Origin of the sequence: Fibrobacter sp. UWB15 (assembly GCF_900177705.1) — a bacterium.
Taxonomy (GTDB): Bacteria; Fibrobacterota; Fibrobacteria; order Fibrobacterales; family Fibrobacteraceae; genus Fibrobacter.
Genome location: NZ_FXBA01000004.1, coordinates 242,824 through 267,301, shown reverse-complemented (window position 1 = coordinate 267,301; position 24,478 = coordinate 242,824). Strand labels below are relative to the sequence as shown.

Genomic DNA, 24,478 nt, shown 5'->3' with positions numbered 1-24,478 from the left:
ATGGAATCGATTTTCAGTAATGTTTTGATGTTTGTGCTCGGCCTACTTGGCTTGAGCTTCTTGGTGACCATTCACGAACTCGGCCACTTCTTGGTGGCCAAGTGGAATAATGTCAAGGTCAATACGTTCAGCGTCGGTTTCGGCAAAAAATTGATTCGTTACCGTCACGGCGAAACGGAATACTGCATTTCGGCAATTCCCTTTGGCGGTTACGTGGCCATGGCGGGCGAAAACCCGGATACGCTTAAGGAAGGTCAGGTCCCGGGCGAACGCGATTTTATGGGCAAGTCGGTGGGCGCTCGCGCAGCGATCGCATTTGCGGGCCCGTTCATCAATATCGTGTTTGCCTTCATCTTGTTGATGGTTCTTTACATGGTCGGTGTCGAAGAGCCGGCAACGAACGATTTGATCGTGGGCTTTGTCGCCAAAGATTCTCCGGCGCTTGCTGCTGGTATTGAACCCGGTGATACTATTACCGAAATCAACGGCAAGCCCACTCAGGGCTGGGATGATTTCCGCGAACAGATTGGCGTGAGTCTCGGCGTAAGCGTCCCGCTTACCGTGCACCGTGGCGGCGAACCGCTCTCGATTACGGTTGTCCCCGAAGAACTCGTGATTCCGGCGCAGGATTCTACTAGCTCCGAAATTGCGATGGGAATTGGCGACATTGGCATTTACCCGCGCAACCGCGTGATTGTGCGCTTGCCGCCGATGGCAGGCTCTGCCGCCGAAAAGGCGGGCCTTGCCGTGGGTGACACCATCTTTGAAATTAACGGCGAACATATTTCCCGCTACGAAGAAGTGGTGCGCATTATCGACGGTAGCAAGGGCGAACCCGTGAACATCACCGTTATCCGTAACGGCGATACGCTTACCAATTCGCTCACGCCGGTTTACAACGAAGATTACAAGCGTTACATGGTCGGCATCCAGATGGGCTATGTGCTCTTCCGCGAAACAAAAATTGTGCGCCGCGGTCCTGTGGATGCCTTCACGAAAACTTGTGCCACTAGCTGGAAAATGACCACGAGTATTTTCCGCTATTTCAAGCGCATGTTCCAGGGGCAGGTGAAGGTTGACGCGTTCTCCGGTCCGGTCTCCATTGTCGCCGTGATGGGTAACGTGTGGATGAGCGGCTTCCAAGACTTTTTGATGCTGCTTGCGCTCATCAGCATTAACCTGGGCGTCATGAACCTGCTTCCGCTCGCGATTACCGATGGCGGCCTCTTGATGTTCCTCGGTATCGAAAAGCTGCGCGGTAAGCCGCTTTCCACCAAGACGCAGACTATCATTCAAAACGTTGCCGCTGCCTTCTTCATCAGCTTCTTCGTGTTTATCACGATTCTAGATTTCGGCAAACTCTCGCTTTTCTTGAAATAGCCCTAGAACGGAATCCAGGGGATATTCCACTGGAAATTGAGTCCCCAACCGCCTGTAATCATGGTGTCGTCTCCGCCAGGATTGGCATGCCAGTTGCAAATTAGGACTTGGTAATTGGCTACCATTGAAACCTGCAATTGGTCTGTTATGCGATATCCAAGTCGATATCCATATTTAAAGTTTGTTTGTTGCAGGGAGAATCCTTCTTCTTCCATATCTTCAACTAGTGCTGGATTAAAATTGTTTTTTGAAAAAACATATCCAAAACCAGTGTTTACCTCAAACATAATCCGCTTTATCGTCACGGACCAAACTAAAGGCTTGATGTAGATATCCCATGCAGACACGCTCACGTCGCCATCGGAATGGGAATAACCGAAACGGCTGACACCTACGGCAAGAGTGTAGTCCACCATATTTTCCGGCTCGTTGAACACGCCGAATTCAGCTGCGAAGCCTAGTATTCCGCCGGGCTTATAAACAGAATTCTCGGTTTGGAGGCGGCTATCCTTGATGTCAATATCTAGGAAGGCTGCGCTAGCAAAGCCGCAAACAAAAAGGACGAGTGTTAAAATCCTTTGCATACATCCCATCCTTTTGTAGAAAATTCCTCTTTGGAATCATAATGCGTAACGGATATTTTTCTAAAAGCTCCGTCTTTCGAAAATACTCCTTCACTGAGTGCTGAAGACGCGAAGAATTTAAAACTTCCTATATAATACGATGGTTTGTCCGTGTTCGTGCCGATAGGGAAGTGGGTCGTAATGTTTGTGTGGAAAATACCGTCTATTTTCGGTTCCAAATAAGACACCGGGAATGTTTCCCTATAAACCGTTTCGTTTGATCCCCATATAGTGTGGACTTCCATACCGTCTCTATGAGATATTGTCTCGCCCCAAAGAGTGTAAGGAATGGTGTCCTCAACAAATTGACCCGTGGTGTCGTAAGTCAAAGCGAAGCCGCGTACAACGACCGTTGCGCTATCGTCTTCAAAGCAGATTTCCTTACAAAGAATCCTGTCAAAACGTTTTTCACGTCCCTGGGCAGGACGCTCGCCTTCTACATTAGGGAGCTTTTTATCTATGTAGGTATCTTCATTAACTGGTTCGCTATAATAGCATCCTTGAACATCTTCGGCCGTCACTTGTTCCGGCGCATCTGACGGATCATGAGCGATATAGGGACATCCCTGTAAACACAGGGCGCTCAAGACAAGTAGTAATAAAGAACAATAATTTGTCATGAATAAAAATTTAGAAAAAAAGATTGGCAGAATTCAGAAAAAATGCATTATATACTCCTGTTTTATAGATGATAACGAATCGGAATTTGTGGAGACTTTGGGCGTGGGATAAGTTTTTTGGGTATATTTAGGACGATGGAAAAACAAAAACAGAAACGTACAGACTCGGTTCAGCTGAATCTTGTGACGGTGAAGCATAAAACTCCGTCGTCATTTCGCCTTGATGATCCGGGATCATGGCCTGTGGTCGTTCAGTTTTTTCTGTATCCCAAAACGCTTGGGGGCGCGCATTTTGTTCCGTTCCGACTAAATGACTTTACTTGGTTACGATGTTTCTCGTCCCTCATTCCCGCTGTTATTGCATGGTGCTACTGGCCTGGAGTTAATTTGGGGAGGCGAACGTCCTAAATCTTTTGTATTTAGTATAGTCAACGACGAAAGTAAAACTCTAACAAACGATTGAATTTATGGTAATAAAGAAATTGGATCACAAACTAACAGTCTGTAAAGTAGCGGACGTTAGTGATGTCGATACGGGTAAGGATTTCTATTTCATTGGCAAGACCGACGAAGAAATATCCCTCGTATGCAAAACAGATGATGTACCTCAAAATACTATTGAACGAGATGATGGATGGCGAGGATTCCGTATTCAGGGTGTACTTGATTTTTCTCTTATAGGTATCCTTTCGAAACTCTCGGCTATTCTTGCAGAAAATGGCGTTGGAATTTTTGCGATATCCACTTTCAATACAGATTATATCCTTGTGAAAGCCGAAAATTTCGAGAAAGCGCTGAAAGTCTTGTCTGATGCGGGATATGACGTGGTGTGATAAAGCCTCGAAGAAAGGATTATAATCGGATGAACACTATTATCATCTACGGAAGCCGCTACGGCTCGACAAAACGCTACGCTGAACGCCTCGCCGAAATCACGGGGCTCAAGGCAGTTTTCTTTAAAGACGTGAAAAGCGTTGCCGGCTATGACCGCATCGTCTATCTGGGCGCTCTTTGCGCAGGCGGTATCATGGGCCTCAAGAAAACGGTTTGCGGCCTCTCTGCAAGTCAGGAACTGTTTGTCGCGACTGTCGGTCTCGCCGACCCGACCGATGCCGAAAATGTCTACCACATCAGGGGCTGCCTAAAGAAGCAGGTTCCTACATCGCATTACGACGAAAGTAAGATTTTCCATCTTCGCGGCGCCATCGATTACACCAGACTCAGCCTGAAACACAGAATCATGATGAAACTTTTGTATTCGAAGGTCACGAAAATCCCCGAAGCGGAGCGCAACGCCGAAGTCCGCGCCCTCATCGCCACCTACGGCAAGCAAGTGGACTTCGTGAATTTCGATACTCTGGAACCGATTGCTCAAATTTTGAAATAATTTGAATAAGTTCCTTGACAAGAATTTTAAAATAGTGTACATTCGTGTATGTGTTAAATAAAGGAGAACTTATGGAAATGAAGTTTTGTCAGAGCTGCGGCATGCCGCTCACACCGGAAATCTTGGGCACTAACGCCGATGGCAGCAAGAACGAAGAATACTGCATCTACTGCTACAAAGACGGTGCATTCACCGGCGACTTCGACATGGAACAGATGGTCGAATTCTGCTCGCAGTTCGTCGATGAATTCAACAAGAATACAGGCAAGAGCCTTACCCGCGAAGAGTACAAGGCGGAACTCCGTAAGTATTTCCCGACACTCAAGCGCTGGCGTCTCCCGGCAGATCAACTGCCGCATGCCACATCGCCCATGAAGCAGAAGTTTATTGAAGAAGTCAACGCGCTGGGCATCAAGGACATGCCGAAAATTGACAACCTCTTTGTTCTGCAGGGCTCGTTCATCAATCAGGAATACAAGATCAACGGCAACAGCGTCAAGCTTTTAGACGATAACGCAAGCTACTGGGGCAACCAGGTCGAAAAGCAAAACGCCGAAGGCCGCTGCTTCGGAATCGCCTGCGACGAACGCTACATTCTCGTGAGCGAATACGGCAAGAATGGCGCCGATGCCGAAATCGTCGTATTCAAGAAACGGTAACGGGCTCCAAAAACTCATTTTGGCGGTGTAAATCTGTAAATTGTGCTAAAAATGGCGGTGTAAAATGCCAAATGGCGGTATAAATTGTTGATTATGGCGGTATAAAATTATATATTAGGTGCATAAATCGAGGTTTTTCGATGATTTCGCCGTATTTGAAAATTGCTGCCGATAACAATAAGGAACTTCTGTCGTTCCGCCCGATTCCCAAGGACACGCTCAAGTCCCTGCGGGAATTCTACCGCGTGGGACTCACTTACACGAGTAACGCCCTCGAGGGCAACAGCCTCACCGAAACCGAGACCAAGGTCGTTATCGAGGATGGACTCACCATCAACGGGAAACCTCTGCGTGACGTGTACGAAGCCGTTGGACATGCCAAGGCGTACGATCATATTCACAAACTCGCAAAAAACAAGACTCTCGAAGAATCGGACATACTGATGCTGCATCGGCTGTTTTACCAGCAGATAGATGCGGACAAGGCCGGTATTTATCGCAAGGTGCCCGTCGTAATTAGCGGGAGCCGTTACCCCGTTACGCCGCACTTGAAAATTCGTGCCGAGATGAAGAAGTTCGTCGCGTGGTTCAACAAGAACGAATCCAGGATGAATCCCGTGGAATTCGCCGCGCAGGTTCACAAAAAGTTCGTGTTCATTCATCCCTTTGTCGATGGCAATGGACGCGTGGCGCGATTGCTGATGAACCTTGCGCTGCTTCGCGGCGAGTACACCATTGCGCTGATTCCTGCCATTAGGCGCATGGAATACGTGTCGGCCCTAGAGACGGCGCACATCGATGACAAGGTTTTTGTCAATTTTATCGCCGATTGCGTCGTTGCGACACAGGCAGACCTGTTGCGACTGCTGCGGAACAACCTTAAACAGAAAAAAGGTGCCGTACGCCACCGCGAAACAGGTGAAAACCTCTCCGAACGAATCCTCGCCGAAATCCGGGTGAACCCAGGGATCAATACACCTGCGCTGGCCTCGATGCTCAACCTCTCCCTGCGAACAACTCAGCGTCAGTTGCAAGCTTTGACCGTATCGGGCAAAGTTGAATTTAGGGGTGCTCGGAAGAACGGTGGGTATTATTTGGATGGGTGATTAAGTTTCGGTTCCGTGCAAAAGAGCTATATTATGCGCAAAAAGAAGTCTGATTATGCATAAGATTATTGTTTCCATAATTGCCCTATTGGCTATGACGCAAACCGTCATAGCCCAATTCAATACTCACATAAGCCATAGGCTCATCAGCGGAAAGTCGGTGCAGACGGTAAAAGCGGGAGACTTCATCGAACCTGTCGTTTACGAAATTACGGAACTCAATCGAGTTTATGATTTTTATATCAATTACCCGGTAAATACAACGGTCAAGACGCTGGGACTGAAACTGGATTGCGGTACACTGCCAAGCAGTAAAGCCGAGTGCACCATATCCGGTCGCATTCCGGCTAACACCCCCGGGCACGAATACGAAATGTCATTTACCGCAGCTGGGAATTATGCCCATGAATACCTGCAAATCACAACCGGTATAAACGTCACTCCGTTAAATGAACAAGTGGAGCATATCAGCGGAAGCCTTGACCAAACAGTTACCGCAAGCGATGAGATTGAACCCATTGTGTTCGGTTATACAGAATTGCTTAAAGCAAATCTTTCTGGCGTGCCTGAGGGAATTTCGGCAAAAATAGACGACGAATCTGCTATAATTACAATTTCGGGTGCCACGGGCCAGGACCATCCCGATGGCGATTTTAATTATAGACTAGCAGCCTACATTACGGAAAAAGATTCCATCGTCTTTAACGGCACAATTTCTGTCAAACACAAAAAGTTCACAACGACGTTAGTCGCTATCGAAAACGAAACGCAAGATGTCGTTGCAGGCAACGCGATCAAACCGATCGTGTTCAGGTATGCCCACATGCAGAAAGCGACCGTTGATGGGATTCTCGAAGGCTTCGAAGTCAATCAGGATAAAGAAAAGGATCTCGTCATTATCACGGGAACCGTTCCTCAAGATATCGGTGACCATGTGCTGACCATAACCGTAACCGCACAAGGCAACGACAATAACGCCGAGGCTAAAGCCTCCGTCAACATTTCGGCAAATCCCGACTATTCTTCTAGCTCTGTCTCTAGCAGCAGCGAAGTTTCCCCAAGTTCGTCTTCTGTAGCATCAAGCAGCAGCGCCGCGGAGTCTAGTAGTAGTGAAGCTGCCGAAAGTTCTTCAAGCGAACATACGACTGCGATTTATGTTGTGCAAAATGTGTTCAATGTAAGTTTCGTGAACAACGAATTGAGCGTCACTCTTGCAAGCGTGCCCAGTGCGAACTTGCAGATATTCGACATGATGGGCCACCTGCTCGAAACCCTTGATATAGGCGCTTCGACTACAATCAACCTCGGCCACCTGCCGCGCGGCACACTCCTCCTTAGAATTTATGGCCAGGGTTTTGCCGAAACAAGGCAGATTGTTGTCAAGTAAAGTAAACGGACTGCCCGTATAATTAAGATATTACGCTTCTTTCCCGAGCACGGCGCGGGCGAGCTGGTCGGCGCACGATGTGGGCTTCCCGCCGCAGGTGTTGCCCAAGAGCTTCGCCGCGATATCTTCGGCGCTCATGCCTTCGCAGAGCTTCGCGATTGCCTTCAAGTTTCCGTTGCATCCGCCCGTAAAGCGGATGTTCCTGATTTTGTCTCCGTCGCGCGTAAACTGGATCGTTGTCGCGCAAACGCCTCTGGTCTTGAAAGTCTCTTCCATAATAAACTCGTTGCAGGTTTGTTTGTTGTCATCCTCGACCGTCAGGGAGGGGATCCATTTTTTGATAAATATAGAATGTCTTGGCGCTGGGCGAGATGACTTGGCAATCTCTAGCTGTTTTTATAGATTATAGCAACAAAGCGCGTCAATTCAAAGGCTACAGAAATGTTTGATATTTCTAAAATGAAATGGGTCAGGGAACCCCGGAACTACAGCATCAATCAGGAATGCGTCGAAATTGTGACCGCCCCGCATACGGACCTTTGGCAAAGGACCTACTATCATTTCAGAAACGATAACGCTCCGGTTCTGCAGATTGAAACAGAAGAAAAGTTCTTTTCCTTTGTCGCCAAAACCGATTTTTCCGAAAGTCGTCATCGCTTCGACCAGTGCGGGGTGGCGCTGTATCTGGATTCGGAAAATTGGCTCAAGGCGTCGGTCGAATATGAGAATGAAAAATTTCAGCACCTGGGTTCTGTCGTGACAAACCGCGGGTATTCAGACTGGGCGACGACCGCGATTCCTGCAGACGTAAAATCCATGTGGTATAGGCTCAGCAGGCGCGAAGATGACTACTGCATAGAATGTTCTCGAGACGGGGTGCAGTTTTCTCAAATGCGGATTTGCCACATGCTCGAAGGAGCCGGAAAAATTCGGTTTGGCATATATGCATGCAGCCCGGAAAATTCCAGCTTCACGGCTCGATTTACGGATATGCAAGTGACGGAATGCGCATGGAAAGCGCACGACGGCCAACAACCGGATGCATAAACGTAATTCGAAAATGCCCCCTTGAGGGTGTATGGATGCGCGCCCTTATTCCCCCTCTTCCAGCAGCTTCCCAAACAGTGCACGATACCCCGCGATATCTTCCTGCTGCATGATGGTCGTGATCTTGTTCCCCGCGTCCTTACTCGAAGCCCCGCAGTGGAAAAGTTTCTCACTGTCGGTCCCGAAATCCAGATAGATGTACCTGTCGTGGAACAGGTTCCCCGTGGTGCGGACATCGTCAAGTTCAACATCCGGGCGGGCAGCCCTGAAATCCGCCAGCATGCTCTCGGTCAGGCGGGTGCGACCGTGCTGTTCGCTGAAAATCTTGATAGAAACACCCTTCGCCACGCACCGCAACAAATCGAGGGTCTTTACATCCAGGTAGTCATCTACAATCAGCACCGACCTCTTCGCCATGCCGTAAATCTGCGTATAGGCGACATCAGCCTCAAGCCGCTGCCCGTTCAGAATCAGAAAGTGCTTGAAGGTGCTCGGGTCGACGAAATTCGCCATGACTTTTTGCAGGTCCAGGTTCACCTTTCCGAGATTTTCACGCATATCATGGACTTCACCAGAAAGTTCCCTAATACCGGCAGAATGTTTCGCGATATCCCTCGTATTTTGTGCAGTCTGCAATGCGATTTGAGCAATTCCGTCATTTCCTAGCAATTGCTTGTTCTCCGCCGCAATGTAGTCCTTCATCTGCTTGAAAAGTCGGATAAGGGCCTTGCTCTGTGCGGTCGCCTGCTCGCCCTTGAGCACCGTCATGAGCATGTAGATGCCCTGCTCGGTGAAGGCGTAGGGAGCGTACCTGGCGCCACCCCAACTTGAGGTGCAATTTTTGCACCTCAAGATACCTTGCGGTTCAACTTTGCTCTCATCACTTGAGGTCCAAATTTTGGACTTCAAGATTTCAAATTCCTCTGAATTCAGCCGAAACCGAAAATCTTCATCGAATTTTTCGATATTATTCTTGACTTGTCTGTTAAAATCTTTCGTGCTATACCCGTAAATCTCCGCCAAATCGGCGTCGAGCATGACCTTTACCCCGCGGATGGTATATATCCGCGACTTGAGCAAATCCTCGTCTATCAGGGAAAATTCGGGCTTTTTCGGCGCAACGCCCCCGGCCGCACTGGCCGCAACATCTTTCTTCATCGTCAACTCCTCTGGCATACAAGCGGAAAAATACCAAAGACTACACACTTGTGCACTAAATATAGATTCAAAAATCCAGTTTGTCAATAGACCCGCGCGATTTTTTTAAGGGGAATGCCTTCCCCTCGCTCGCACCTTGTTGCTCGCTACCCCTTCTAGCGGGGACACCCCGCAACGCCCCGACTGCAAAAAAACGCCCGCCGTCGGCGAACGATTATGAGAATGAACAACAACAATTAACTCAGAAACAAATCCTTAAGTTCTTTGTAGGATTCTTTCAAATCCTTGTCAATTTCTTCAATGGAACGCCCTTTGCTTTTCTCATCTCCCTTTACGTAGCTGTTCGGAGTCCAAGAAATGCTATCGGATTTCAAAATATCTTCGACAGGGATGCTTGCGGAAAAACAATTAGCATTTTCGCCATCTAGGCTTTTGATGATGTCTGATATATCAGATTCGTTCAGTGTCAATCTATTCTTGTTTTTAATTTCAAGATTCGATGCGTTGATGAACTTGATTTCCTTGGCATGACAGTTTTTTTGCAGAACGATCAAATTGGTATTTGATTTTGTGCCGATGTTCATCGGGGGCAAAGCGACTACTGCTTGCAAGTGATCCTTTGTAAGAGCCTCGCGCAGTTTTTTCGAAGAATCCTGTTTGCTCAAAATTGACCCAAAGCAGACAACTACAGCTTTGCCGCCGTCTTTAAGAGCGTTGACAACGTTCTCTATACAATAAGCTTCGGTATTTTTGCCGTAAGGACGATTTTCTGTTTGGGGCATTCCTGTGCCACAGGGAATATCGGCAAGAATCTTGTCTGCAACATTTTCATCTTTGTAATCCAAGAAGTTTTCGTGTTTGATATTGAATTTCTTCTTGGCCATAATCAGAATCATTGCAGCGATGCCCGCAATTTCTTTGTCCAGTTCTATGCCGATATAATTTGCGGCGTCGTTGTAAAGCGCTGAAGAAAACATTCCGCAACAACAATCCATAAACGTTTCATTGTTCTTGACTTTCAGGATTCCTGCTGCTAATTGCTGCAGGCTTTCGTTTGTGTAATATAGATAGGTGTTGGCAGAGTCCTTGCTGTCTTGAGGACGGGTGATTAAATCTGCCAAGCTTGTTGCGTAATCGCCTTCCAGCGAGGGAATGTTTAAAGAGAACGTTTCGTTGATAAGATACCATTGATTATGCAGGAGATTTTTGAAGGAATCTATTTCGAGAATTCCACTGGGAAGTCCGTGGTTTCTTTCGAACATGTTTAATGTTCTTTTTAAAACTTCTTCATTATATCCGCTTCCGCCTGAGGAGCACATGCGCATGAAATCGAGCATTATATTAAAGTCTTCCTGACCTTGCATATTCGCAAAATCGGATCTTGTCATCATCGCCTTGAAAAAAAGTAATTCAATCAAGGTTATTTTTGCCCTAGAATATGGGATTAATTCGCCCTCTGGACCGCCGTTGAGAAGCATGCCGTGTATAAAGTCATTAGCAAAGCTTTTGTTCATGGCCTTATCCCTCCATTCCGTAGAAGATAGAGTTCATCTTTTCGCTTTCTAAAGCGACAACTTTATTTATAAGTTTGATTTTTTTCATTGTGTTTATGAAGTCCTTTCCTATTTTTTCTTGTTCCTCTTTTGGTGGAAGAGGTATTTGTACATTCTCGATTGCTCCTACAGAAATTAAGGGGATGGCGGATCCTGCTGCGAGGTCCTTGATTTGGTCTTGATATAATTTTGAATTCAAAAAGGCGAGAACATAAAGCAAATCAACGTCTTTATCCGTAAGCGTCAGGGATGCGCAAAAAGATGAGACAATCAAGTTCTCGTCATCTTTCGTGATAACGCAGGCATCGTACGGTGTGGACAGTTTCAGAACCAATGTATCTGCTTTGGTGATTTTGTCTTCATTAACGAAGAACGTTAAGTCCGTTGCGTCGTGCTCTTTTTTGATTTCTTTTTCGCAGGTGATTTTCATCAAAGAGGATTTGTCCACAAAGCCGTTCGAAATAGCCCTGGGGACAAGAACTAGGGCTTCGCGTGTAATCCTGGGTTTGTTGGATTCGTACACAATCTCAAAGAGATCGTCGATTTCTTTCTTTTCCAGCCTAGATGTGATTTGGCCACCGGTAATTTTGGAAATATCGCCTAATCTTTTCTTCATCTTGATGGTCTCCATTATGCGATGTCGTTGAATTCGATTGCGTTGTAGTTGCTGATTTTTTCGATGTCGTAGTAGCGGGTCATGTATTTTTTCTGGTTGCGGATTTTTTGCTTGTTGCAATAGAATGTCTTTTTATTTTCTTCTTTACGAGGGGAGTAATGGTTCGAACGGTCTTCGTCCATTAATCGGTCGGACAGGTCGATTGCGTTCTGGTCCTGGATGCAGGTACAACGAAGGTAAGGGTCGCGGTTGTTTATCTCGACCAGTTCGAAGTAGCGCTTCTTGTCGATTTTGAAAACGTTCAAAATGGCGTCTTGGTAATCGTGCTTTACGCGCGGTATCCCGCGGGCGATTCTAGCGGCCTCCTTTCTGGACTGCGCCATCAGGGGGAAACTTTTGATGATGTAATGCGATCTCCCGACATGACCGCACTTGCATACGGCTTCGAACATTTCCAGCTTGAGAATATTGTTCTTCATGGTGGCGCTCCTAGATTTGAAAGTTTGTTTCTTTTGATTTATTTTCTATGTTCAAATATACAATATCAGAAAGCGTAAGTCAATAGTGATTTAATAAAAATGTTCAAAAATTTTGAACAATGGTGGATGGTTTGCTTTTTTTAAGCCAAAAATAGCATTTAGTTAAAATAATTTTACTTATTGGCGTCTGTTACGTCCGAAAACTGATGTCAGAGTGAGTTTTCTCCCTAAAAACGCTTCATTCCACGAAAAATTGGAATTATCCTTCATATTATTAAGGTATATTATCAACATAAGGATTGCCCTCTTGGGCGAGCCGGTTTTTTGAGTTAAAGATTATGGCCGGATTTAACGAATGTACTAGAGTTCAACCGGCCAAATACAATTATAAACGAGGTTTATATGCAAGCTCACAATAGTAGTATAGAAGAATTTTTAAGTGCCTACCGAACTGTTTTTGTAGTTCCGGTTTACCAACGTAATTACGATTGGCTCGAAGGCAATTGTGATCAGTTGTTTCAAGATATTGTGAGAGTAATTGAATCTGGAAACGAACATTTCCTTGGCACGATTTGCTTTAAGGCCTATTCTTCTCATGAAAAGTCTATCATTGATGGATAACAGAGGCTTACTAGTATAACGCTGCTCTTAAAAGCTTTACATGATCTGGTTGAGGAAAAATCGCTCAAAGAGGAAATTCAGAATAGCTATTTCTATAATCGAGGCCATTGTATAGACACGGACTATTTGAAAACTAAGCTGCATTTAAATAAGAGGGATGATGCGGTTTACCATATTCTTCTCGAAAATACATACAGTACGGCTGCTGATAAACTGACTGCTCAGCAAAAGGACTCAAGAATCTATCGGAACTATCTACGCTTTTATGAACATTTGGAAAAATACATAAAAGAAGGTAAAGATGTCAATCTAGTTTTGGATAGCCTCCGAAATCTCACAATTATTGAACTTGAGGTCCAAAAGGAAAACCCTCAGGAAATTTTTGAAAGTTTGAATTCAACTGGTCTTGATTTGACAAATGTTGATTTGTTAAGAAACTACTTCTTAATGCAATTTAATCACGAACAGCAAACGACTCTTTATAACGATTTTTGGTTCCAAATCGAAAATATTGTTGGTGTTGATAATATGGAACAATTTTTTGTTGACTATCTCGTCTTCAAAAAACGAAGTGATGCAATCAATATCAATATGCGCCGTAGCCATATTAATGAGAAAACGCTTTATACTGCATTTAAGCTTCATTATTCAAACTATGCAAACGGTGATAATTATGCGAATATGGAAGCGTGCTTCCAAGACCTTAAAGATTGCGCCGAAATTTACAAGAATTTTTTGTTTAAACCAGATGTTGTGATTGCAAAAGAGTCTAAACTTCGTCAGAAATTATACTTTCTTTTGACTGTTAACGAAACGAGTAAATCTCGAAGCTTGCTTTTGTATGTATTTGAACGCTTTGATAAAGGGCTGATATCTATGGAAATTATGGAACAAGTTGTTGACATAATTTCTTCATTGACGTTTAGAGCTCGCATCTGCAAAGCTCAGGGTATTAATAGACAGTTCTCTGGTAGTGTGATGCAAAGATTGGATGAGCAGTGTTCTAAAGAAGGTTTTTCTTATGAAAATGATTTCCTTAATGCCTTTTGGCTGGCGATAACATCTGGTAAGGGCTCTTATGCTTTCCCGACTGATGAGGAATTTAGGGATGCGCTTGTTCATAAGGATATGTATTTGACATTGAGAAGTAGGGGGACGAAATACCTACTTTATATTCTTGAAATGCATTCTCCTATGCCGAAGGGATTACCTCTGTTTGATGATGAAACAATCACAATTGAACATGTGATGCCACAAACGCTTGATGATGCTTGGCGAAATTATTTGGATGAATCGGATATTCAGGAATTTGAAACTAATTTACACAGACTTGGAAATCTATCTTTGACGAATTACAATCCAGAATTATCAAATAAGCAGTTCTGTGAAAAGAAAGACATTTACAAGATGTCTAACTTCTACTATTCAAAAAAGTTATGTGATTTTCAGGAGTGGAGGTCCGGAGATATTCATAAACGTTCCGAGATGCTTGCTGATGAAGCTATGAAGGTTTGGAGTTTTCCTGCCAAATATCAGAAAAAGAACATAGATAAAAACCAACTTCATAAGTTTGATGAGGATGCTGCTCAGTTTACTTTTAGTAAACCATCTTTACTTTTGATAGACGACCAAGAATTTAGTGTTGAGAAATGGAATGATTTTATTCCGACACTTTGTAAAAAGCTGGTAGAAGATAATCGAGATGCGTTTGAAAAAGCTGTAACTCCTGAGAAACTAAAGGCCGTTTATCGAAATGAAAATGATGAGAATTATGCTGAAAAAGCAGGTTACGAACAAATTGCAACTGCATTGTATGTTCGTACTGCAAAATCCGCTTATGAAACGATAAAGGTGGCTTCCCGCATTGCTCAGTTATTTGATGCGGAAGCAGGAACTGATTATTCGGAAAGCATTCGTTTTGCTTTGAAAAAATAAAAAGAGAAAATGTGGATTATGAACCGATGGGGTGGTGAACATTGTCTGATGTCTTTGTCATAGGTGCCGGTTGCAGTGTCCCGTACGGATTCCCTACGGGCACTATGCTGATGCAGAAATAAGTCCATTCTGAGGCCGGGGCGTTGCGGGGTGTCCCCGCTCGAAGGGGTAGCGAGCAACGCCGTGCGAGCGAGGGGACAACTGTACAAGGCGAGAGTCGCAGCAAACGAAGTTTGATATGACCGAGCCGCACTGGTGGGACGATAGTCCAAAACCTGCCCCTCCAAAATAAAACTTTGAAATGTCAAATTATGTCTTAGCGAGAATGTATATTTAATCATGAATGTGGATAAAGGAATATGACAAATGACTGAGCCAAAAGTAAAACACCTGAAAGTTGCGACTAAAAGCGAAAGCAAGTTCTTGGACGAAATAGCTCAACTTGTCCAGAACGCCAGGAATGCGGCTAACAGCGCCGTCAGTTCAATCATTGTAGTCACAAACTGGAATATTGGGCGAAGAATTGTCGAACAGGAACAGAAGGGGAAGAATAGGGCTGCATACGGAGATCGGCTTATTGAACTTATTTCGGAGGATTTGACTAGAAAATTCGGGGATGGCTACGGCAAACGGAATGTTCAATATTTCAGGAAGTTTTATCTGTTGTTTAACGATTTTGAGATTGTGAACACATGTGTGCGCAATCTTAATTGGTCCCATTTCAAGCGTCTGTTGTCGGTGTCGAATGACGATACTCTAGCTTAAATCCAAGAGAAAAGCTTGCTGCTCTTAAAATAAAACTTTGAAATATCAAGCGCCCTGATTGGCAAAAATGAGGCAATTGAAGGGGCTGATGTCGGTATAAGCGACGGTATAAATGTCGGTATAAATAAGCAGAAGGTAATTGGGCTGATTGTCGAGAATTCCCATATATCCGCAGTAGAAGTGTCAAAAAACTTAAAGGGCGAAGAATAATGTCTGATGTCTTTATCATAGGTGCCGGTTGCAGTGTCCCGTACGGATTCCCTACAGGCACTATGCTGATGCAGAAGTTGAAAGATTTCGACTATTCAAGTACAGATAATAAAAGAAAATACGCAAAAGTCTATGCAACGGTCATGGGCTTGTCTCCTCAGAACCGTCTAAGGATTTCGACGTATTTGGACCTCAAGGACTTTGAAAAAAGAAACGAACCCGAGCCAATGCCCGAGATAGAAAACCGAATCCTCAAGGACGCAAGTGCGGTTGACCTGATTCTTGATTATTATACGCTTCCGTAAGTGGCTGTTACGCTGTTGAGAAAAATCTCATTTTGTCACTTTGTGTCAAGTGGATGGAGTTATATTTAGGTAGAATAGGAATCCCATGGATTAGAGGAAAACAATGAAACTCTACACTGCACAAGAACTCTATAAACTGTTGTCCGAATCCGATGAATGCGTGTGGATTGAGGCCAAGGGCGAAAGTGATTCGGCTCAGTCGTTGATGGAGTCTGTCTGTTCGTTTTGCAACGAACCTGGGCTTGGCGGTGGGTATATTCTTTTAGGGATTGGTGAAGATACCAAGGCGCTCGACAATCGTTTTTGGATTGAGGGTGTTGAAAATCCAGATAAGGCTCAGTTGGATATTTCTACGCGGTGCGCGAGTATGTTCAATTTGTCGGTGCGTCCGCGAATCGATGTGGAAAAGCTTGATGGCAAGAATGTGCTGAAAATTTTCGTGCCGGAACTCCCAAGTCAACAAAAACCTCTGTATTTCAAGAGCGTGGGTTTACCGCAAGGTGCATGGCGACGAATCGGGTCAAGCGACCAACGATGCACAGAAGAAGACTTGTATGCCTTTTATCAAGATAATACGAGTTTCGATTCTTCTGTTGTCAAGAATACAAGTTTTGATGATGTCGATTTGGATGCCGTCAAGTATTACCGCAGATGTCGCAAAGAGGTTAATCCCAAGGCGGAAGAACTCAACTATAGTGACAGGGAACTTTTGGAATCGTTGGAATGCTTGACGCAAGATGGTAACCTTACATTTGCGGGTGTAATGCTTTTTGGAACGAAGCGTGTTATTCGGCGGTTTTACCCGTTGATGCGGACGGACTATATTCGCGTGCGCGGAAATGAGTGGGTAGAAAATGTCGATGAACGTTTTTCTGCGATTGAGTTCATGGGGCCGCTTATGCTCCAGATTGACAGGATGATTGATGCGGTCTTGTCGGATTTGCCTCAAAATTTTTCGTTGAAAGAAGGGCAGATACGCGCGACGACAAAACCCGACTTGCCGGAACGCGTGATAAGGGAGGCTATCGTAAATGCCGTTATGCATCGTTCGTATCGGCATAACCGTCCGACTCAAATTATCCGCTACAACAATCGCATCGAAATAATTAATTCGGGGTATTCTCTGAAGGCGCAAGAAGAAATTGGAACCGCTGGGAGCGATACACGAAATCAGTTGATTGCCTCGATTCTCCATGAGACAAACCTTGCGGAATTCAAGGGAACGGGGATTCGTACCATGCGTCGCTTGATGACCGGGGCGGGGCTTTCGATGCCCACGTTTGAGTCTGACAGAACAAAGGATACTTTCACGATTCGGTTGCTCTTGCACAAGTTCTTTGATGAAGGTGACGAGGCTTGGCTTAGCGGCTTTGGCGAAAATCTTACGCAGGGTCAGCGTTCGGCCTTGATTTTTGCCCGTGAAGTTGGTGCAGTTGATACGTTGACTTATATGCAGATTGTCGGTGAAAAACGGAAATTGGCTGATTTAAACCTTGATTTTCTTAAAAAAATGGGCGTTTTGAAACAAAAGGGCAAAACGGTTGACTCGGTGTATTATGTGCTGAATTCGGATTTTGACGTGACCACCCCCCAAGTCACCCCCCAAGTCGCCCCCCAAGATGATATACAAACTAAATGCAATGAACTGGTCTTGTTCTGTAGAATCCCTCGGTCTAAAAAGGAGATGATGGCATTCTTGAAGTTGTCTGACCGAAAGAGTTTTGATAAATTGTACCTCAAGCCATTGCTTAACAAAAGAATACGTTATACTGTTCCGGATAAGCCGAATAGCCGGATCCAGAAATATGTGGCGATTGGTGAGAGTTAGATAAAATAGTCCCCAACGGAGCAAATAAAAACAGAACATATTCTTTGAAGACTTGATGCCGGGAATAACCATGCAACCGCTAAAACTTGAAGATCTTACCGCCCAGTTCGATAGCATCGTCCGCAGGTATCGCGACGGTGGCCTTATCGCTTACCGCGACGCGCGCTATTTCATGAACGACATGCTGAATCTTTTCGAGCGAATCGAAAGGCTACGCCTGTTTGTAAACAATGACGGCGCCAAGAAGGTCCTGGTCCATTTCACGAAAAAGCTCGGGAACCTGAACATTGACGACTCGAACGGCGAAATGTCGATTCTCCTGCCGGAATTCAAGAACCTTTGGATGCTTTTCCTGAATACGGCGTCGGCCGATGTCGTTACCGAATGCCGCAAGTGGATAGAGAACAACATCCTGAAAACGGAAATGTGGCTTGTGGAAGGCGAACTGTGGGATGTGTACAACGAGGCGTTCAACAGTGTGGCCGACCTGAAGGCGAAACTCAAGTATTTCGACAAGATTATCGAAAGTGAAAAACAGAGTGACAGTATCCGCTCGTACCGCATTGGGGGCTGGGCCCGTTCACGCGCTACCGTAATGCGTAAACTGAAAATGGATAATTCCGAAGTCAAGAAATATCTTGCCGGCTACGCGACATTTACGGATTCCGCCTTTTTGCTGTTCGATATTTTGGTAGAAGAATCGAATTTCGAAGAAGCCGAGAATTGCCTAAGGCACTTGCTGGATACTCATAAAAACTGGTCGGGGCTTGCAGAAAAGGTCCATGCCAAGTTGAAAGAAATGTACCGTGCGACGGGCCAAACAGAAAAGTTCGGCGACATGCTGAAAACGATGGTTGTTGCGCAATCCAGAATGGATTTTTACAAGGAGTACAAGGACTTTGTTCCAAAGCAACAGTGGAAAGTCGCTCTGGTTGAATTGTTGAATTCGATTACCAAACGGGAATTTTTGATGGATGTCCTTGCGTACGAAAACATGACGGATGAACTCTATGCGACTTTTTGCAGGGTGTTTTCGATTGGGCCGAGCTTTTTTTATTTCAAGCGTTACGGAAAGGCGCTCTGCCCCAAGTACAATGCGGAATTTGTCAAGATGTTCGTGGAATATCTGGATGGTGCAATGGAACGTGCCAGCAACCGTAAGGAATACAGGAATGTTGTCCGTGAAGCGGGCGAACTGCTCAAGTACGAAGGCGGCCTCCCGGAAGTCAACCGGCTGAAAATATCTTGGCTGTCGCGGTTCAAGAATCGCCCCGCCATGAGAGACGAACTGGAAAAAATTTAGTCTCGTCAACTGTTCGGAAATTCCGAACAACTCAAATTAAGGGCTTGTCACATGAGAGCTTTTTTTTCGCTCCCTGCATTTTTTCTACATTATCCTCCGTAACAGTAAAGGACTCGCTTATGAATATTCTCGTCGTTGGTAGCGGTGGTCGCGAACATGCCATCGCTCTTGCAGTCAAGAAGTCGCCGCTGTGCGACACTCTCGTGTGCGCTCCGGGCAACCCGGGCATGGCAAATCTCGGCAAGTGCGTGCCGGTGGATGTGGCCGACCCGAAGGCCATTGCTGACCTCGCCGTAGCAGAGCATATTGACCTCGCGGTCATCGGCCCCGAAATTCCGCTGGTCGCGGGCGTGGTGGATGAATTCCGCCGTCGCGGGCTGCGCGCTTTCGGCCCGACTGCGGCTGCTGCCGCGCTCGAAGGCTCCAAGGCCTTCAGCAAGGATATCATGAAGAAGTACAACGTGCCGACGGCAGCCTTCGAGACCTTCACCGATCTCGCCTCCGCCAAGAAGTTCCTCGCCGAACACCCGGCTCCGATCGTGGTGAAGGCTTCGGGCCTCGCTGCAGGCAAGGGCGCTATCGTCTGCATGACCGACAAGGAAGCAAACGACGCTGTCGAAGAAATGCTCGGCGACAAGGCCGTCTTTGGCGAATCCGGTAAGACGGTCGTGATCGAAGAATTCATGGACGGCGAAGAAGCCTCCATCTTCGTGGTTTGCGACGGCAAGGACTACGTGATCCTCTCTTCTGCCCAGGACCACAAGCGCGTCTTCGATGACGACAAGGGCCCGAACACGGGTGGCATGGGCGCCTACAGCCCGGCTCCGGTGGTGACGGACGCTCTCCTCGACGAAGTGAAGAAGACGATTATCGAACCGACCCTCAAGGGTATGGCCGCCGAAGGCAAGCCTTACACGGGCGTGCTCTACGTGGGCATCATGGTGACTGCGAAGGGCCCGAAGGTCGTGGAATACAACTGCCGCCTCGGCGACCCCGAATGCCAGATTGTGCTCCCGCTCTACGACGGTGATGTGCTCGCGTTGTTCGACGCTGCCGAAAAGGGCGAACTCGCAAAGCTCGGTGCCCCGAAGGCTCCGAAGGGCAACTCCGCAATCGTCGTGCTTGCAAGCGCCGGTTATCCGGGCTCTTACGAAAAGGGCAAGGTCGTGACGGGTATCGAAGAAGCCGAAAAGAACGGCGCCCAGGTGCTCCATGCCGGTACCAAGATGGTGGACGGCAAGCTGGTGACTAACGGTGGCCGCGTGTTCGGCGTGGTGGGCCATGGCGAAACGCTCCAGGCTGCGCTTGACATCGCGTACGAAGCCGCCGAAAAGGTTCAGTTCGAAGGCAAGTTCTACCGCAAGGACATCGGCAAGAAGGGTTTGGCCCGACTGGCGAAAAAGTAAGAAAATCCCCAAACGTGTCATCCTGAGCGAAACGAAGTGAAGTCGAAGGATCTCTTGCTTAAGGGCGTTTTGCTTATCGAAAGCGCTCTGTTGTATGATTTGAACAAGGAAATAAAAATGCAGATTAATGAAGTTCCGAATGCAAAGGTCGGTATCGTTGCGGGTAGCAAGTCCGACCAGGAAACTGTAGATAAGATTACCGCCGTGCTCGACAGCTTCGGCATCGTGTGGGAATACAACATCCTCTCTGCTCACCGCACCCCGAACGCCACCGCGAAGTATGCTCGCGAAGCCGCCGGGCGAGGCCTCCAGGTCCTCATCGGTGTTGCTGGCCTCGCTGCAGCCCTTCCGGGCGTGCTCGCAGGGCACACAATTCTTCCGGTCATTGGCCTGCCCTGCGCCGGCGGCCCGCTCAACGGCGTCGATGCCCTGCACTCTATCGTGCAGATGCCCCCGGGAATCCCGGTGGCAACGGTCGGCATCGGCAACGGCAAGAATGCCGGTTACCTCGCCGCCCACATCGTCGCCCTCTCCGATGCAAGCGTCCGCGAAAAGCTCGTCGCCTACCGCAAGAGCCTCGGAGACATCGAAGGGTAACACAATGTGGAATGTGGAGTGTTGAATGTGTAGTTAGAAACTTCACACCTCACACTTCACACCTCACACCTAATCTTTTATGCTTTTTCGTTCCTTACGCTTCCCTCGTCTAACCGCGGCGCTGCTCTTTGCGCTGTCTTTTGCCTGTGCCGGTGAACCCGACCTTCCTGAGGTCAACGCCCCGTGGATGAAGGGCGAAAAGCTGACCTTCAGCCTTGGTTGGGGGTTCATTACGGCTGGTTCTGCGACGCTCGAAGTTCGTCCGACTTTGGATGGCAAGACGGAATTCTTGACGTATGCGACGGGCAACAAGACCATCAATCGAATCTACCCGGTCAACGATACGGTGTACACCCGCGTACGCAACAAGGGCCTCATGACCGAAGTGTTCCGCAAGCGCCTGCACGAGGGTACGTTCCACAACACCTCCGTAATTCGTTTTGACCGCAAGGGCGAAAAGGCCTGGCTCTCGGATACCGTCTTTACCGACATGAAAACTCGCAAGGTAAAGCGCTCTGCCGATACGGCGGTTGCTATTCAGGGCGAAGAACACAGTATCATGTCGGCGTTCTACCTGGTGCGTACACTCCCGCTCAAGGTGGGCGAGGTTTCCCGTTTTTCGGCGGTGAGTGGTAAAAAACGCTATGAGCTTAAGGTCATTGTACATGGTCGCGAAACCATCAATAGCGTTCTTGGGGAAGTCCCTTGCATCAAAGTAGAACCTGTACTGGATGGTGACGGAATTTTTGTGTCCAAAGGCCGCATTTTCATCTGGTTGACCGATGACGACCGTCGTATTCCTGTCCTCATGGAATGCGAAATCGCGCTTGGCTCTATCAAGGCGAAATTGCTTGAGGCCAAATAATGCCAAAATACCCTTCAAAAAGCGTGTTTTTTGCTTTTTTTACATTAAGTTGCGTGCGATTTGCGCGCTTAAAAGTTATATTCGCAAATGCGATTATATAATCTGAGGCTTTTTCATGTTTAAGAAAGTACTTTTGTCTTTATGCTTAACCGCCTTCATGTCCTGGGCTCAAGACGACTTTGACGAGGACGACGAAGGCTTCATTTCCGCCCCTGCCTCTGCTCAAGAAGATGATGGTGAAGCTGCTCCGCGTGCTTCCATGGCTACCGGCGATGACGAAGAAGAGGAAGAAGTCTATGACGTCGGTATTAACTCTGCCCAGCGCCGTGAAATGGCCGAACGCAAGAAGTTTGAAGAAGAGCAGCGTCTCGATGAATACGCGAACTCCGAACGTCGCCGCGACTGGCTCCGTAACCGTCTGATTTTCCAGATCGGTATGGGTTCCCGTTACCCGATTATGGGTGAAACCGGTATGGGTATGGGCATCGGTGCCGGTGTTGAATACATATTGCCGTTCCATTTGTCTCTGTACGGTTCTTTCGGATTCTTGCCCAAGGGTACCGACAACGACTTCGACGAATGGGAACTTGAAGGCGGTACGGGTTACAAGGTCGGCTTGAACTACTACCTGTTCCCCAAGAACCCGCTCCATTTGGGCTTGTCTGTTTCTTACGGTACGGTCTACTTTGACCACGATATCATTCCCGATGAAAGCAAGGTTCGTGCTTTGATCAAGGTGGACGGCTTCCAGTTTGATGCTCTCATTACCTACTTGACCAATGAATGGTACTACTTGCAGTTCTCTATCGGTATGTACTATGCTCCGAAACTTGCCAAGACTCCGGCCAGGTACAATAAGGATGACGGAACGGGTGACGCAGAAACCGATAACCCGAGCTTCCGTAAGCTAGAAACTCCGATGACCGACTTGGAAGGTAATACCCAGTACATTTGGGATGATGGCGAATGGGGTTCCCGTGTGGTGGATCCGAAGGGTATGAGCAAGACGGGTATCGTGTTCGGTATCGCCGTTGGTTACGCTCTCCCGGAACTCTTCCCGGATGACACCGAAAAGCGTCGTCGCGAACGTGAAAAGGCTAGAGCCCGCTCTGGCGTTGCCGGTCGCTAAGACTTACATTGGCATTGAAAAAAGGCTCCTCAATGAGGGGCCTTTTTTTATACCCTTGATGCGATTCGAACGCATGACCTTCAACTTCGGAGGCTGACACTCTATCCAACTGAGCTACAAGGGCGAGCGAATCAAAGATAGTAAATTAAACCAACTTAACTATCAGTTCGTGCGGTTCGGCGTCCACCACAAGTGCATCGCGGAATTCGCCGACATCGGCATCACCCTCGAGCACCTTCACGATATCGTCGTTTTCCATGGAGTTGCCTTCGGTGCGTCCGTAAAAGTGGTATTCGCTTTCTTCGGCAACCTGGTCGATGATAATGCGGACCGTTTTTCCGATCATCGCCTCGGCGTGCTCGGCGTCGAGTTCTTCTTGCAGGTCGTTCACGGCATCGAGCCTTGCGCGGGCTTCGCTTTCGTCGACCGCAGGCAGGTCCATTTCCATCACGGGCGTGCCTTCTTCGGGACTGAATACGAATCCGCCCAAGTGATCGAACTGAATGTCTTCCAACAGTTCCATCAGTTCCTCAAAGTCTTCGTGGGTTTCGCCGGGGAACCCGACAAGTACCGTGGTGCGAAGCGTAACGCCCGGAATGCGCTCGCGAATCTTGTGCAGAATGTCCACGAGTTCCTTTTTGCGGTAATTGCGCTTCATGTTCTTGAGCACGTTGTCGCTCGCATGCTGAATCGGCATGTCCACGTACTTCACCAAGCGCGGCTCGCTTGCCATCAGGTCCAAAAGTTCGTCGTCAACGAACATGGGGTACCAGTAAAGCGTGCGAATCCACGGAATGTTTGTGTTGTCGAGAATGGCTCGTAAAAGCTGGGCGAGCGTGCCGCCCTTCTTGCCCTTTTCGCGACCGAAGTAAGTCGTGTCTTGAGCGATAAGCGTGATTTCCTGGACGCCTTGTGCTTCAAGTTCCTTGGCTTCTTCAACAATGTCTTCGATGCTGCGGGAAACCTGCTTGCCGCGAATGAGCGGAATGGCGCAGTAGGCGCAGCGGCGGTTGCAGCCTTCGGCAATCTTCAGGTAGGCGTGGTGCTTGAATCCGCCCAAGTTCATGCGCGGCAGGTTCTCGGCGTCGCAAGTGGCGGGGGCAACAATGCCCATCTTCTTCAAAAGTTCGCCCGGTTTGTAGGTGCCCACCCAGTAATCGACTTCGGGCAGTTCCTTTACGAGCTCGTCGCCGTAGCGGCCCGAAAGGCAGCCCGACACAATCAGCTTCTGCTTGGGCTTCTTGCCGTTAATTTGTGCGAGAATCGCGTTGATGGATTCTTCCTTGGCAGCTTCGATAAAACCGCAGGTGTTCACCAGGATGTAGTCCGCTTTGGCGGCCGTATCGCAAGTTGCAAAACCGGCGTGTAACATTTCTCCGACCAGGTTTTCTGCATCGACCTGGTTCTTGGCACATCCTAAATGAACGACGAAAACTTTGGGCTTTTTAGTAGGCATAACGCCAAATTTAGAATTTTATCTTATAAAAATGCTCTTTTTT

General features: G+C 47.2%; 24 protein-coding genes, 1 tRNA gene and 1 pseudogene. 17 read left to right on the top strand and 9 right to left on the bottom strand.

Features of this window, described 5'->3' with window-relative positions; genetic code table 11:
• Positions 1-1,380, top strand: coding sequence for an RIP metalloprotease RseP (gene rseP, locus B9Y58_RS08500; protein ID WP_073056138.1), 1,380 nt, complete (start codon positions 1-3; stop codon positions 1,378-1,380).
• 2 nt (positions 1,381-1,382) lie between these two features.
• On the opposite strand, the gene B9Y58_RS08495 is transcribed toward rseP, so the two are convergent.
• Both B9Y58_RS08495 and B9Y58_RS08490 read right to left on the bottom strand, forming a co-directional pair.
• Positions 1,383-1,964, bottom strand: coding sequence for a hypothetical protein (locus B9Y58_RS08495; RefSeq protein ID WP_073056140.1), 582 nt, complete (start codon positions 1,962-1,964; stop codon positions 1,383-1,385).
• Positions 1,949-2,623: a hypothetical protein gene (locus B9Y58_RS08490; protein ID WP_073056141.1), complete on the bottom strand. Its 675-nt coding sequence runs from the start codon at positions 2,621-2,623 to the stop codon at positions 1,949-1,951. The genes B9Y58_RS08495 and B9Y58_RS08490 overlap by 16 nt, the downstream gene beginning before the upstream one ends.
• Positions 2,624-3,090: 467 nt before the next feature.
• Here B9Y58_RS08490 and B9Y58_RS08485 point away from each other — a divergent pair, with 467 nt between their 5' ends.
• The 5 genes from B9Y58_RS08485 to B9Y58_RS08465 all read left to right on the top strand — a co-directional run bounded on the left by B9Y58_RS08485 (position 3,091) and on the right by B9Y58_RS08465 (position 7,162).
• Positions 3,091-3,456 (top strand): ACT domain-containing protein, encoded by a 366-nt coding sequence (locus tag B9Y58_RS08485; RefSeq protein WP_072979959.1) that lies wholly within the window; start codon positions 3,091-3,093, stop codon positions 3,454-3,456.
• 29 nt (positions 3,457-3,485) lie between these two features.
• Positions 3,486-4,010, top strand: a complete 525-nt coding sequence (locus B9Y58_RS08480; RefSeq protein WP_073056144.1) for a flavodoxin domain-containing protein — start codon at positions 3,486-3,488, stop codon at positions 4,008-4,010.
• 71 nt (positions 4,011-4,081) lie between these two features.
• Positions 4,082-4,669: a zinc ribbon domain-containing protein gene (locus tag B9Y58_RS08475; RefSeq protein ID WP_073056146.1), complete on the top strand. Its 588-nt coding sequence runs from the start codon at positions 4,082-4,084 to the stop codon at positions 4,667-4,669.
• A gap of 140 nt (positions 4,670-4,809) precedes the next feature.
• Positions 4,810-5,775, top strand: a complete 966-nt coding sequence (locus B9Y58_RS08470) for a Fic family protein (protein WP_073056148.1) — start codon at positions 4,810-4,812, stop codon at positions 5,773-5,775.
• A 55-nt stretch (positions 5,776-5,830) separates the two neighbouring features.
• Positions 5,831-7,162, top strand: a complete 1,332-nt coding sequence (locus B9Y58_RS08465; RefSeq protein ID WP_073056150.1) for a T9SS type A sorting domain-containing protein — start codon at positions 5,831-5,833, stop codon at positions 7,160-7,162.
• A 30-nt stretch (positions 7,163-7,192) separates the two neighbouring features.
• Here B9Y58_RS08465 and B9Y58_RS08460 read toward each other — a convergent pair whose 3' ends face one another.
• Positions 7,193-7,438, bottom strand: a complete 246-nt coding sequence (locus B9Y58_RS08460; RefSeq protein ID WP_072799897.1) for a TIGR03905 family TSCPD domain-containing protein — start codon at positions 7,436-7,438, stop codon at positions 7,193-7,195.
• 183 nt (positions 7,439-7,621) lie between these two features.
• On the opposite strand from B9Y58_RS08460, the gene B9Y58_RS08455 reads away from it, so the two are divergent.
• Complete coding sequence (locus B9Y58_RS08455; protein ID WP_233247913.1) at positions 7,622-8,209, top strand: DUF1349 domain-containing protein; 588 nt, start codon at positions 7,622-7,624, stop codon at positions 8,207-8,209.
• Between the two features lie 45 nt (positions 8,210-8,254).
• On the opposite strand, the gene B9Y58_RS08450 is transcribed toward B9Y58_RS08455, so the two are convergent.
• The 4 genes from B9Y58_RS08450 to B9Y58_RS08435 form a co-directional block, all read right to left on the bottom strand.
• The gene (locus B9Y58_RS08450; protein ID WP_073056307.1) at positions 8,255-9,367 is read right to left on the bottom strand and encodes an ORF6N domain-containing protein; all 1,113 of its coding nucleotides are present in this window, start codon (positions 9,365-9,367) and stop codon (positions 8,255-8,257) included.
• Positions 9,368-9,603: 236 nt separating this feature from the next.
• Entirely contained in the window at positions 9,604-10,881 is a 1,278-nt protein-coding gene (locus B9Y58_RS08445; RefSeq protein ID WP_083532291.1) for an N-6 DNA methylase, read from the bottom strand.
• Between the two features lie 4 nt (positions 10,882-10,885).
• Positions 10,886-11,536 carry a restriction endonuclease subunit S gene (locus B9Y58_RS08440; protein WP_158278348.1) on the bottom strand — a complete coding sequence of 217 codons (651 nt, stop codon included), beginning with the start codon at positions 11,534-11,536 and terminating at the stop codon, positions 10,886-10,888.
• Between the two features lie 14 nt (positions 11,537-11,550).
• Positions 11,551-12,015 carry a hypothetical protein gene (locus B9Y58_RS08435; RefSeq protein WP_073056158.1) on the bottom strand — a complete coding sequence of 155 codons (465 nt, stop codon included), beginning with the start codon at positions 12,013-12,015 and terminating at the stop codon, positions 11,551-11,553.
• Between the two features lie 402 nt (positions 12,016-12,417).
• Here B9Y58_RS08435 and B9Y58_RS14905 point away from each other — a divergent pair.
• The 10 genes and pseudogenes from B9Y58_RS14905 to B9Y58_RS08385 form a co-directional block, all read left to right on the top strand.
• Positions 12,418-13,071 (top strand): annotated as a pseudogene (locus B9Y58_RS14905) (DUF262 domain-containing protein); the annotation flags it as partial.
• A 12-nt stretch (positions 13,072-13,083) separates the two neighbouring features.
• Positions 13,084-14,571: an HNH endonuclease family protein gene (locus tag B9Y58_RS15150; RefSeq protein WP_369828742.1), complete on the top strand. Its 1,488-nt coding sequence runs from the start codon at positions 13,084-13,086 to the stop codon at positions 14,569-14,571.
• A 366-nt stretch (positions 14,572-14,937) separates the two neighbouring features.
• A complete protein-coding gene (locus B9Y58_RS08420; protein WP_073056163.1) occupies positions 14,938-15,336 on the top strand; it encodes a DUF1016 N-terminal domain-containing protein in 399 nt (132 codons plus the stop codon).
• A gap of 209 nt (positions 15,337-15,545) precedes the next feature.
• Positions 15,546-15,851 carry a hypothetical protein gene (locus tag B9Y58_RS08415; protein ID WP_073056165.1) on the top strand — a complete coding sequence of 102 codons (306 nt, stop codon included), beginning with the start codon at positions 15,546-15,548 and terminating at the stop codon, positions 15,849-15,851.
• A 103-nt stretch (positions 15,852-15,954) separates the two neighbouring features.
• Positions 15,955-17,679: an ATP-binding protein gene (locus B9Y58_RS08410; protein WP_073056167.1), complete on the top strand. Its 1,725-nt coding sequence runs from the start codon at positions 15,955-15,957 to the stop codon at positions 17,677-17,679.
• A gap of 70 nt (positions 17,680-17,749) precedes the next feature.
• Positions 17,750-18,982 carry a hypothetical protein gene (locus B9Y58_RS08405; protein ID WP_073056169.1) on the top strand — a complete coding sequence of 411 codons (1,233 nt, stop codon included), beginning with the start codon at positions 17,750-17,752 and terminating at the stop codon, positions 18,980-18,982.
• Positions 18,983-19,101: 119 nt separating this feature from the next.
• Entirely contained in the window at positions 19,102-20,388 is a 1,287-nt protein-coding gene (gene purD / locus B9Y58_RS08400) for a phosphoribosylamine--glycine ligase (protein ID WP_073056171.1), read from the top strand.
• A 36-nt stretch (positions 20,389-20,424) separates the two neighbouring features.
• Positions 20,425-20,985 (top strand): 5-(carboxyamino)imidazole ribonucleotide mutase, encoded by a 561-nt coding sequence (gene purE / locus B9Y58_RS08395; RefSeq protein ID WP_233247914.1) that lies wholly within the window; start codon positions 20,425-20,427, stop codon positions 20,983-20,985.
• A gap of 79 nt (positions 20,986-21,064) precedes the next feature.
• Complete coding sequence (locus B9Y58_RS08390; RefSeq protein WP_083532292.1) at positions 21,065-21,850, top strand: DUF3108 domain-containing protein; 786 nt, start codon at positions 21,065-21,067, stop codon at positions 21,848-21,850.
• A gap of 115 nt (positions 21,851-21,965) precedes the next feature.
• Positions 21,966-22,979 carry a hypothetical protein gene (locus B9Y58_RS08385; protein WP_073056173.1) on the top strand — a complete coding sequence of 338 codons (1,014 nt, stop codon included), beginning with the start codon at positions 21,966-21,968 and terminating at the stop codon, positions 22,977-22,979.
• A 50-nt stretch (positions 22,980-23,029) separates the two neighbouring features.
• On the opposite strand, the gene B9Y58_RS08380 is transcribed toward B9Y58_RS08385, so the two are convergent.
• Positions 23,030-23,103, bottom strand: a tRNA-Arg gene (locus tag B9Y58_RS08380).
• A gap of 21 nt (positions 23,104-23,124) precedes the next feature.
• Complete coding sequence (gene rimO, locus B9Y58_RS08375) at positions 23,125-24,435, bottom strand: 30S ribosomal protein S12 methylthiotransferase RimO (RefSeq protein ID WP_073056175.1); 1,311 nt, start codon at positions 24,433-24,435, stop codon at positions 23,125-23,127.
• Positions 24,436-24,478 lie beyond the last annotated feature (43 nt).